The organism is Isoptericola sp. NPDC060257 (assembly GCF_042726645.1).
Taxonomy (GTDB): domain Bacteria; phylum Actinomycetota; class Actinomycetes; order Actinomycetales; family Cellulomonadaceae; genus Isoptericola; species Isoptericola nanjingensis.
On the sequence record NZ_JBHXAW010000162.1, the window covers coordinates 1 to 10,235 of the forward strand.

Below are 10,235 nucleotides of genomic sequence, written 5' to 3' on the forward strand. Positions count from 1 at the left end.
ACCCTGGGAGGACCCTGGCTTCCCCGGCCCGCTCCTGGTCGGCCGCCCAGGCGTAGGCCGGCTCGTCGTGCAGCAGCGCCGCGTGCGGGCCGCGGGCCACGACGCGTGCGGCGCCGTCGTCGCCGGCGTCGGCGGAGGTGCCGAGCAGGAGCACCTCGTCCGCGACGGCGAGCGGCGTGAGGCGGTGCGAGGCGACGACGACCGCGCGCCCGGTGCCGCGGGCGTGCGCCGCGAGGGTGGCGACGAGCGCGTCGGCGGTGGCGGCGTCGAGGTGCTCGGCGGGCTCGTCGACGAGGAGCACGCGGGCGGGCGCCAGCAGGGCCCGGGCGATCAGGAGCCGCCGGCGCTCGCCGCCGGAGACGTCGGCGCCGTCCGGGCCGAGCATGGCGTCGAGGCCGTCGGGCAGCCCGGCGAGCCAGGCGTCCAGGCCGACGGCTGCGAGCGCGTCGCGCGCGTCGTCCGTGGTGACGTCGGGCCGCGCGACGCGGAGGTTCTCCAGCACGGTGGTGCCGAACAGGTGCCCGTCCTCGGCGACGAACAGCGCGCCGCCGTCGCCCGCCCGGACGGCGCCGGAGCGCGCCGGCAGCAGCCCGGCCGCCGTGAGCAGCAGCGTCGTCTTGCCCGCGCCGGACGGTCCCGCCAGCGCGACGACGTCGCCCGGCCGCAGCGCGAGGTCGACGCCCGCGACCACGGTGCGGTCCGCCCATCCGGCGTCGACGGCGTCGAGCTCCAGCAACGTGTCAGACGTGTGGGGTGCCCCGGTGGGCCGGGCGTCCGACAGGTCGGGGAGGAGGGCCACGAGCCGGCGGGCGGCCTCCCGCGACCGGCGCAGCTGGACGGCGGCGGCGGGCAGCGTCGACGTCGCCTCGAAGACGGCGAGCGGCGTGAGCACGACGACGGCCAGCTCGACGGGCGTCAGCGTGCCCGCCGCGACGGCGGGGAGGCCGAGCAGCAGCGAGCACAGCACGGCAAGGGTCTGCGCCCCGGCGTCGATCGCGGCCGACGTGCCGGAGATGCGCGCGCCGTCGTCGGTGGAGCGGGTGAGCCGCGCGTCCGCGGCGCGCAGGCCGGCGAGCCGGTCGTCGAGCCGGCCGGCGACGCGCAGCTGCTGACCGTCCTCCAGCAGCGAGAGCGCGCGCCCGGTCACCTCGGCCCGGGCGGCGGCGCCCCGGCGCTCGACCGACGCCGCCGCGCGGGACGCCAGCCACGGCGCCAGCACGCCGGTGAGGAGCAGGCACCCGATCAGGGTGGCCCCCGCGGCGGGCAGGAACGCCCCCACGAGGACCACGGAGCCGAGCCCCACGCACGCGGCCACCCCGGCCGGGATCAGCGCCCGGACGACGACGTCGCCCACCGCGTCGACGTCGGCGCCGACGCGGGCGAGCAGGTCGCCGCGGCGCAGCGCGATCACGCGCGTCACCGGCCCGCGGGCCAGCGCGTCGTAGAGGTTGGCGCGCAGGGCGGCCATGCCGCGCAGCGCGACGTCGTGGGAGGCGAGCCGCTCGAGGTAGCGCAGCACGCCGCGGCCGGTGCCGAAGGCGCGCACGGCGACGACTGCCACCGAGAGCTGCAGCACGGGCGGCATCTGCGACGCGCGGGCGATGAGCCATGCCGCGGCGGCGGCCAGGCCCACGGAGAACCCGAGCGCCAGCGTGCCGAGTGCGACGGCGCGCGCCACGCGGGTCCAGCGCACCTCCAGCAGGGGCAGCACCCGGCGCAGCGGGTCGACGGGGCGGGTGGCGGCGCTCACGACGCCACCGCCTCGGCCGGCCCGACGGCGCGCGAGGCGACGTCCACCACCTGGTCCGCGAGTGCCAGCAGCGACGCCCGGTGCGCGACGACGACGACGGTGCGCCCGGCGTCGCGCCAGGCGCGCACGGTGTCGAGCACGACCTGCTCGCCGCGGGCGTCGAGGTGCGCGGTGGGCTCGTCGAGCAGCACGAGGGGCGGGGGAGCGCCGTCGCCGGAGGCCTCCCCGTCCAGGAGGGCGGCCGCGAGCGCGACCCGCTGCCGCTGGCCGACGCTGAGGCCGGTGCCGCCGAGCCCGACCGGGGTGTCCCACCCCAGCGGCAGCGCCGCGACGACGTCGTCCAGGCCGGTGGTGCGGGCGGCGGCGGCCAGGGCGTCGTCGGGGACGGGGCGACCGTCCGTCACGGCGTCGCGCACGGTGCCGGGGGCCAGGGTGGGGCGTTGCGGCACCCAGGTGACCTGGGGCCACCAGGTGGCCGGGTCGACGTCGGCCAGGTCGACGGGGCACGTATCGACGGGAGCCCCGCCGACGCCCTGCGAGACGGGCTCGACGAGCACCCGGCCCTCGTCGGGGCGCAGCAGCCCCAGGAGGACGAGCGCCGTCGTCGACTTGCCCGCGCCGCTGGGGCCGCGCAGCGCGACGACCCTGCCGCCGCCGGGGCGGCCGCTGCCGAGCGGCACCCGCGCGGTGAGCCCGGCGGGGGCGAGGATGCCGCGGTCGCCGGCGCGCACGCCGACGCCGTCGAGCACGAGGGTCGCGCCGGCGAGCGCCGGCGCGGGCGTGGTGCCCGCGGCCGGGGCCGGGCGCTCGAGGAGGGCGAAGGCGCGCTCCGCGGCGGCGAGGCCGTCGGTGGACGCGTGGAACTCCGCGCCCACGCGGCGCAGCGGCAGGTAGACCTCGGGCGCGAGCACGAGCACGGCGATGGCGGGCACCAGGGCGATCATCCCCTCGACGAGGCGCAGGCCGACGCCGACGGCGACGATCGCGACCGACAGCGTGGTCAGCAGCTCCAGCACCATCCCGGACAGGAACGCGATCCGCAGCGTGCCCATCGTGGCGCGCCGCGACGCGTCGCCGAGGGAGCGCACGCGGGCGCCGGGCCCGACCTCGCGACCGAAGGCCCGCAGGGTGGGCAGCCCGGCCAGCAGGTCGAGCACCTGCGACCCCAGCCGCTCGATGGTGCGCAGCCGACGCTCCGAGGCGCCCGCGGTCATGACGCCGACCAGCCACATGAACAGCGGCACGAGCGGCAGCGTCACGACGCAGATCAGCGCGGAGACCCAGTCCAGGCCGAGCACGACCAGCACGAGCACCGGGGTGAGGATCGCCGTGAGCAGCAGCTGCGGCAGGTAGCGCACGAGGTACGGGCCCAGGTCGTCCAGACCGCGCGTGGCGAGCGTCGCCGTGGCGGCGGGCCCCTCGCCCTCGCTGCCGTCCCCGGCCGGCCGCGGGCCCAGCGCCACCGCGTGCGCCACGACCTGCTCGCGCAGCTCAGCCACGACGTCGGCCGCCGCCTTCTGCGCGTACCGCTCCTGCGCCCAGGCGATCAGGGCGCGCGCGGCGATCGCGGCGACGAGCGCCCCGAGCCACGGCGCGACGTCGGCCAGGGCGAGCGGCGCACCCGCGCTGCCCGCCGTGACCGCCGGCCCGAGGGTGTGCGCGATGGCGAAGGCCTGGAGCACGACGGCGCCGGCGGCGGCGATGCCGAGGGCCGCGGTCAGGGCGACGTACCACCGGGCCGCGCGCGCACGCCGCAGCAGGCGGGGGTCGAGGGGCTTCACGGGATCAGGCCAGGGGTCGGCACAGAGGTCAGTATCGACGACGGGGCGCGCGTCAGAACGCCGCGTCCTTGATCTTCTGCCACGACAGCCCGGCCGGGGCGGGGATGTCCTTGCTGGAGAGGCGACGGCGGAAGATCCAGTACGTCCACGCCTGGTAGGCGATCACGAGCGGCGTGAGCACCACCGCGACCCACGACATCACGGTGAGGGTGTAGGGCGTCGAGGCCGCCTCCGCGACCGTGAGGGCCTCGCCGCCGTCGAGGGCGGGGATGACGTCGGGGTACATGGATCCGAAGATCAGCACGACGGCGCTCGCGATGGCGACGGCCGACAGCGTGAACGCCCAGCCCTCCCGCCGCGCCCGGGCGGCCACGACCACGCCGACGAGCGCGAGAGCCGCGACCGCGACGGCCGCCCACGTCCAGGTCGTCGAGTAGGCGACCTGGGCCCATACCGCCCAGCCGCCCGCGACGACGAGCGCCACGACCGACAGCGCCGCCGCGAGCCGGCCCGCGCGCTCGCGCACGTCGCCGTCGGTCTTGAGGGCCACGAAGACGCTGCCGTGCAGGAGGAAGAGCACCAGCGTGGTGAGGCCGCCGAGCAGCGCGAACGGGTTGAGCAGCGCCCAGAACCCGCCCACGTACTGGTGGGACTCGTTCAGCAGCAGCCCGCGCACCAGGTTGCCGAACGCCACGCCCCACATGATCGACGGGATCCACGACCCGAACTGGATGGCGACGTCGCAGCGCCGCGCCCAGCGGGCGTCGGAGATCTTGCCGCGGTACTCGAACGCGACGCCGCGGGCGATGAGGCCCAGCAGGATGATCAGCAGCGGCAGGTAGAAGCCGGAGAACATCGTGGCGTACCACTCCGGGAAGGCGGCGAAGGTGGCGCCGCCCGCCGTGAGCAGCCACACCTCGTTCCCGTCCCACACCGGGCCGATCGTGTTGATCAGCACCCGGCGCTCCTTGTCGCGCTGCTCCTTGCCGCCGCGCGGCAGGATCGACAGCAGCATGCCGACGCCGAAGTCGAAGCCCTCGAGCACGAGGTAGCCGGTCCACAGGGCGGCGATGATGACGAACCAGAGGATCGCGAGGTCCACGGGGTCTCCCAGTCTCGGTCGAGGGCGCTCAGTACGCGAAGGACAGCGGGCGGTCGGCGTCGTCGGGGTCCTGCGCCTCCGGCGACTCGTCGCGGACGGCGTCCGGGACCCCCTCGACCGCGTACCGGTGCATGAGGCGGTACCAGACGACGGCGAGCACCGCGTAGACGAGCGTGAGCACGATCATCGACGTGAGGATCACCCCCGCCGGCACCGCCGTGGACACGCCTCGCTCGGTGAGCAGCCGTACCTGGTCGATGCCCGTCGGGTTCGGCGCCACCACCCAGGGCTGTCGCCCCACCTCCGTGAAGATCCACCCGAACGAGCAGGCCAGGAAGGGCGTGGGGATGGCGACGAGGCCCAGCCTGGCGAGCCACACGTTGTCGCTCACCCTGCCCTTGCGGGTGGCCCACAGCGCCGTCAGCGCGAGCGCCAGGGAGAACACGGCGAGGCCGATCATGAGCCGGAACGACCAGTAGGTGATGGCCAGCGGCGGCGTGTAGGTGACGGGCTCGCCCGAGGCGGTGACGTCGCCGTACCGCTCGGTGTACTGCTCCTGCACGTCGTAGACGCCGGGCAGGTAGGACTCGGGGCCCGAGAAGTGGCCGGTGCCGAGGAAGCTCGTGACGCCCGGCACGGAGATGAGGTGGTCCACGTCCTCGCACCCGGCGTACAGGGGGCCGACGGCCAGGATGGAGAACTCGGCGGCCTCGGTGCCCTCGCACAGGGCCTCGGCCGACGACATCTTGCCCGGCTGCTGCTCGTACATGAGCTTGCCCTGGAGGTCGCCGGACCAGATCACGCCGGCGCCGGCGATGATCATGGTCCACACGCCGACGAGGACGGCGGGCCGGTAGACGGTGCGCGCCTTCTCGACGTTCTCCGGCCTCTTGCTGCGCACGAGCCGGACCATCCACCAGGTGGCGACGCCGCAGACGAAGGTGCCGGCGGTGAGGAACGCGGCCGAGATGGTGTGCGGGAACGCGGCCCACAGCGTGTTGTTGGAGAGCACCGCGCCGATCGACTCCATCTCGGCGCGCCCGGTCTCCTCGTTGTAGATCGTGCCCACCGGGTGCTGCATCCACGAGTTCGCCGCGAGGATGAAGAACGCCGAGAGGTTCGTCGCGAGGGCGAACAGCCAGATGGCCGCGAGGTGGACCTTCTTCGACACGCGGTCCCAGCCGAAGATCCACAGGCCGAGGAAGACCGACTCGACGAAGAAGGCGGCCAGCGCCTCCATCGCGAGCGGCGCGCCGAAGACGTCGCCCACGAAGCGGGAGTACTCGCTCCACGCCATCCCGAACTGGAACTCCTGCCAGATGCCGGTGACCACGCCCAGCGCGAAGTTGATGAGCAGGAGCTTGCCGAAGAACTTGGTCAGCCGGAGCCAGCGCTCCTTCTTGGTGACGACCCACGCCGTCTGCATCCCGGCGACCAGCGGTGCGAGACCGATGGTCAGCGGGACGAAGATGAAGTGATAGACGGTCGTGATGGCGAACTGCCAGCGGGCCAGTGCGAGGGCGTCCACGGGTTCTCCTTGCTCACTCGTCCGAGCGGTCCTTCGACCGTAGGACCACCGGTGTGCGGGCGCACGACCAGTGCTGTCGTCGTCACGGGACGGGGGTTCGTGAAGACTTTCACGATCTAAGTAGTGAAGGTCTTCACAAGTCAAGCCGGCGCGTCGCCGGCCCGGTGCCCGACCGCGCCGTGCGGCGGCGGGTCACGCGGTGGGGCCCTCAGGATGCGATACTGGTCCGAAGCCGTCCTGGCCCACATCCCGGGGCGGCCCACGAGCTCGCAGCACTCGCGATCCGCACGCGATGCCGCCGCCAGGCACGAGGCCGGGCGGCGCGTCCGCGAAGAGCGCGGTGCCGCAGCCGGAACCGAGACTTCCGTCGGCCGGCGCGCCGAGCAGCGCGCCTGTCCGACGACGACCACCGGTGGCCCGCACGTGTGGGGGCGGGGCCGCCGGAGCTGGAGCGCCTTCCGTGACGTCCGACAACCCGACCGACGCCGCCCGCAAGCCCGCCCGCCGTCGCGCCACCCGGCCCGCCGCCGCCCCGACGGGCCCGCAGGCCGAGCAGGCCGCTGCCCCGGCAGCGACGCCCGACGTGGCGCCGCCGTCGTCTCTCTCCGACCTCGTGCTGCCGGAGCGCGCCGACGCCCGGGCCGACGCGTCCGCAGGGGCCAGCGCGTCCCTCGCCGACATCGTCCTGCCGGAGAGCCCCGCCGGCCGCGCGGCCGAGGGCGCTGCCGAGAAGCCGGCACGTACGCGGCGCCGCGCCACCCGCGCCACCGGCGCGCAACCCGCCGCGAAGCCCGCGACCGAGCCGGCCGCGAAGCCCGTCGAGGCGGAGCCGGCCGGCGACGCCCCCGCCGCCGAGGCTGAGGCCGCACCCGCCACGGGGCGTGGCGCGTCCGGCACCGCCCGCACCCGGGCCCGTCGGACCGCGGCGCCGAAGGCGGAGGCTCACGCCGAGACGACCGAGGACGTCGCGCAGGCCGAGGCCGCCGACCCCGCCCCCGCGACGAAGGCTCCGGCGAAGAAGACGACCCGGAAGGCCGCCACGCGCAAGGCCTCGGGCGGGGAGAAGTCCACCGAGAAGTCCACCGAGAAGGTCGCCGAGAAGGACACCGCGCAGGCCGCGAAGAAGACCACCGAGAAGGTCGCCGCGACGCCGGCCGAGAGCGCCGCGGAGGCGCCCGCCGAGCAGACCCCGCCGCGGTCGCCGGCCGCGCGAGGCGGCGGGTCGGCCACCCCGCGGCTCGCGACGACCGCCGTGCTGTTCCAGGCCCCCGACCTGTCGACCGCGCGCCGGTCCCGCCGCGCCCAGGCCCCCGCCGGCCCGCCGCGTCCGCACGACGCCCCGGCCGAGGAGCAGGCGACCGCGCCCCAGCCCGAGGCGGCGACGAGCGCGCCCGAGAAGACCCCCGCGGTCGAGACGTCGAAGGGCGAGCCGACGCGGACCCGCTCGCGCCGTGCCACGCGCGGCACACGTGCGGCGAAGGCCGCGGAGCCCACCGAGCAGGCGGCTCCGGAGGCCCCCGTCGAGGAGCCCGCCGCCGATGCGGCGCCCGTCGTGGAGGCCGTCGAGTCGCCGGTCGAGGCGCCCGCCGTCACCGACGTCGAGCTCAGCGAGGACGAGGCCGCCGCGGTCGAGGAGGTCGGCGCGATCGAGTCCGAGCTCGTGGCCGAGGGCGTCGAGCTCGTCGACCTGGGCCCGGAGGACCTGAGCGACGAGGAGGGCGAGGACGACGAGATCCGTCCGCGCCGGCGCCGTCGCCGGGGCGGGCGTGGCCGTCGCGGCGGTCGCCGCCCCGAGGGCGAGGCCGGTCCCGACGGCGACCTCGACGAGGACTCCGACGAGGGTGCCCGCGAGGACGAGCGCCCCGCCGAGGCGGACGCCGACGAGCAGGGCGACGACCGCGCCGAGGACCACGCCGGCGAGCAGGGCGACGAGCAGGGCGAGGACGAGGGCGGCGACTCCGCCTCGAGCCGTCGCCGTCGCCGTCGTCGGCGCGGCACCCGCCAGGAGCGGGCCGAGGCCGCCGTCGCGCGCACCCGCGACCGCGACGAGGTCACGGCCCTCAAGGGCTCGACACGACTCGAGGCGAAGCGTCAGCGCCGCCGCGAGGGCCGCGACGCCGGGCGGCGCCGCCAGATCATCACCGAGGCCGAGTTTCTCGCGCGCCGCGAGTCCGTGACCCGGTCGATGGTCGTGCGCGAGCGCGACGGCCGCACGCAGATCGCCGTGCTCGAGGACGGCGTGCTCGTGGAGCACTACGTCTCGCAGCAGTCGCAGGCGTCGATGGTGGGCAACGTCTACCTCGGCCGCGTGCAGAACGTGCTGCCGAGCATGGAGGCCGCGTTCGTCGACGTCGGTAAGGGGCGCAACGCGGTCCTGTACGCCGGCGAGGTGAACTGGGACGCCGCCGGGCTCGAGGGCCAGCCGCGCCGCATCGAGGAGGCCCTGAAGTCGGGCGACTCCGTGCTCGTGCAGGTCACCAAGGACCCGATCGGGCACAAGGGCGCCCGGCTGACCTCGCAGGTCACGCTCGCCGGTCGCTACCTGGTGTTCGTGCCGGGCGGGGGCATGACCGGCATCAGCCGCAAGCTCCCCGACACGGAGCGCAGCCGGCTCAAGAAGATCCTCCGCGACGTCGTGCCCGAGGGCGCGGGCGTCATCGTGCGCACCGCCGCCGAGGGGGCGAGCGAGGCCGAGCTGCGCGCGGACGTCGAGCGTCTCGAGTCGCAGTGGGCCTCGATCCAGAAGAAGTCGTCGTCCGCCAGCGCCCCGGCGCTGCTGCAGGGCGAGCCGGACCTCGCGATCCGCGTCGTGCGCGACATCTTCAACGACGACTTCTCGTCGCTGCAGATCGAGGGCCAGGGCGCGTGGGACGAGATCGCGCAGTACGTCGAGGAGCTCGCCCCCGACCTGCGCGACCGCGTGACGAAGTGGACGGAGAACACCGACGTGTTCGCCGTGCACCGCGTGGACGAGCAGCTGGCCAAGGGCATGGACCGCAAGGTCTGGCTGCCCTCCGGCGGGTCGCTGGTCATCGACCGCACCGAGGCCATGACGGTCATCGACGTCAACACCGGCAAGTTCACCGGCGCGGGCGGCACGCTCGAGGAGACCGTCACGCGGAACAACCTCGAGGCGGCCGAGGAGATCGTGCGCCAGCTGCGGCTGCGCGACATCGGCGGCATCGTCGTCATCGACTTCATCGACATGGTGCTCGAGTCGAACCGCGACCTGGTGCTGCGCCGCCTCGTGGAGTGCCTGGGCCGCGACCGGACCAAGCACCAGGTGGCCGAGGTCACCTCGCTCGGCCTCGTCCAGATGACGCGCAAGCGCGTGGGCCAGGGCCTGGTCGAGGCGTTCTCCGAGACCTGCGAGCACTGCAAGGGCCGCGGGTTCATCGTGCACAGCGAGCCGATCGAGAAGAACGGCGCCCACCAGCACCACGACGGCGACCAGGGCGAGGGGGCGAAGCGGTCGCGCCGCAAGCGCGGCGGCAAGCAGGCCGAGGCCGCCCCGGCCCCCGCGGCCGAGGTGCCGACCCTGCCCGAGGACCGCTCGGAGGCGCGCGAGGCCGTCAAGGCCACGCTCGCCACGATCGCGGCCGCGGCGGCGCACGCCCACGAGCACGAGCACGACGCCAAGGACGGTGCCGCCGACGGCGCGAAGGACCGTGCGCAGGACGCCGCCCCGGCGGCGGACGCGCGCGCCGCGGCGGCTCCGGCCGCCCCGGCGCCTCTGGCCCTGCCGGAGCCCGTGGAGCCCCCCGCCGTGACGCCCGTCGCGCCGGAGACGCTCATCGAGCTGCCCGAGCGGAAGCCGGAGCCCGAGCCCGGGACGGCGGCCGAACCCGCCACGAAGCCCGTGAAGAAGGCTCCGCGCCGCGCGCGCAAAGGAGCCGGAGCCCCGAAGCCTGCTCAGTCGGGTGCTGGGGAGACTGCGGCCTCGGGAGTGACCGGCACCGAATGACCGGCACCGAGTGACCGGCACCGAGTGACCTGACCGCGAGGTCGAGGCGAGGGCCCTATCTGCCGGAGCGCCGGGAGGTGGCCTCGGGGTTGCCCGAGGCCACGTGGGAG

5 protein-coding genes are annotated in these 10,235 nt (G+C 75.6%); 1 reads left to right on the forward strand and 4 read right to left on the reverse strand.

Going from position 1 to position 10,235, the window contains the following annotated elements:
- The 4 genes from cydC to ACFWEK_RS13765 all read right to left on the reverse strand — a co-directional run.
- On the reverse strand, nt 1–1,750 hold a 1,750-nt coding region (gene cydC / locus ACFWEK_RS13750; protein WP_430554411.1), incomplete at its 3' end, for a thiol reductant ABC exporter subunit CydC.
- Entirely contained in the window at nt 1,747–3,531 is a 1,785-nt protein-coding gene (gene cydD / locus ACFWEK_RS13755; protein WP_430554412.1) for a thiol reductant ABC exporter subunit CydD, read from the reverse strand. The genes cydD and cydC, both read right to left, overlap by 4 nt.
- Before the next feature lie 52 nt (nt 3,532–3,583).
- The gene (cydB, locus tag ACFWEK_RS13760; protein WP_430554413.1) at nt 3,584–4,633 is read right to left on the reverse strand and encodes a cytochrome d ubiquinol oxidase subunit II; all 1,050 of its coding nucleotides are present in this window, start codon (nt 4,631–4,633) and stop codon (nt 3,584–3,586) included.
- A gap of 28 nt (nt 4,634–4,661) precedes the next feature.
- Nucleotides 4,662–6,161 (reverse strand): cytochrome ubiquinol oxidase subunit I, encoded by a 1,500-nt coding sequence (locus ACFWEK_RS13765; protein WP_430545672.1) that lies wholly within the window; start codon nt 6,159–6,161, stop codon nt 4,662–4,664.
- 460 nt (nt 6,162–6,621) lie between these two features.
- On the opposite strand from ACFWEK_RS13765, the gene ACFWEK_RS13770 reads away from it, so the two are divergent.
- The gene (locus ACFWEK_RS13770; RefSeq protein WP_430554414.1) at nt 6,622–10,125 is read left to right on the forward strand and encodes an Rne/Rng family ribonuclease; all 3,504 of its coding nucleotides are present in this window, start codon (nt 6,622–6,624) and stop codon (nt 10,123–10,125) included.
- The last annotated feature ends 110 nt before the right edge of the window (nt 10,126–10,235 follow it).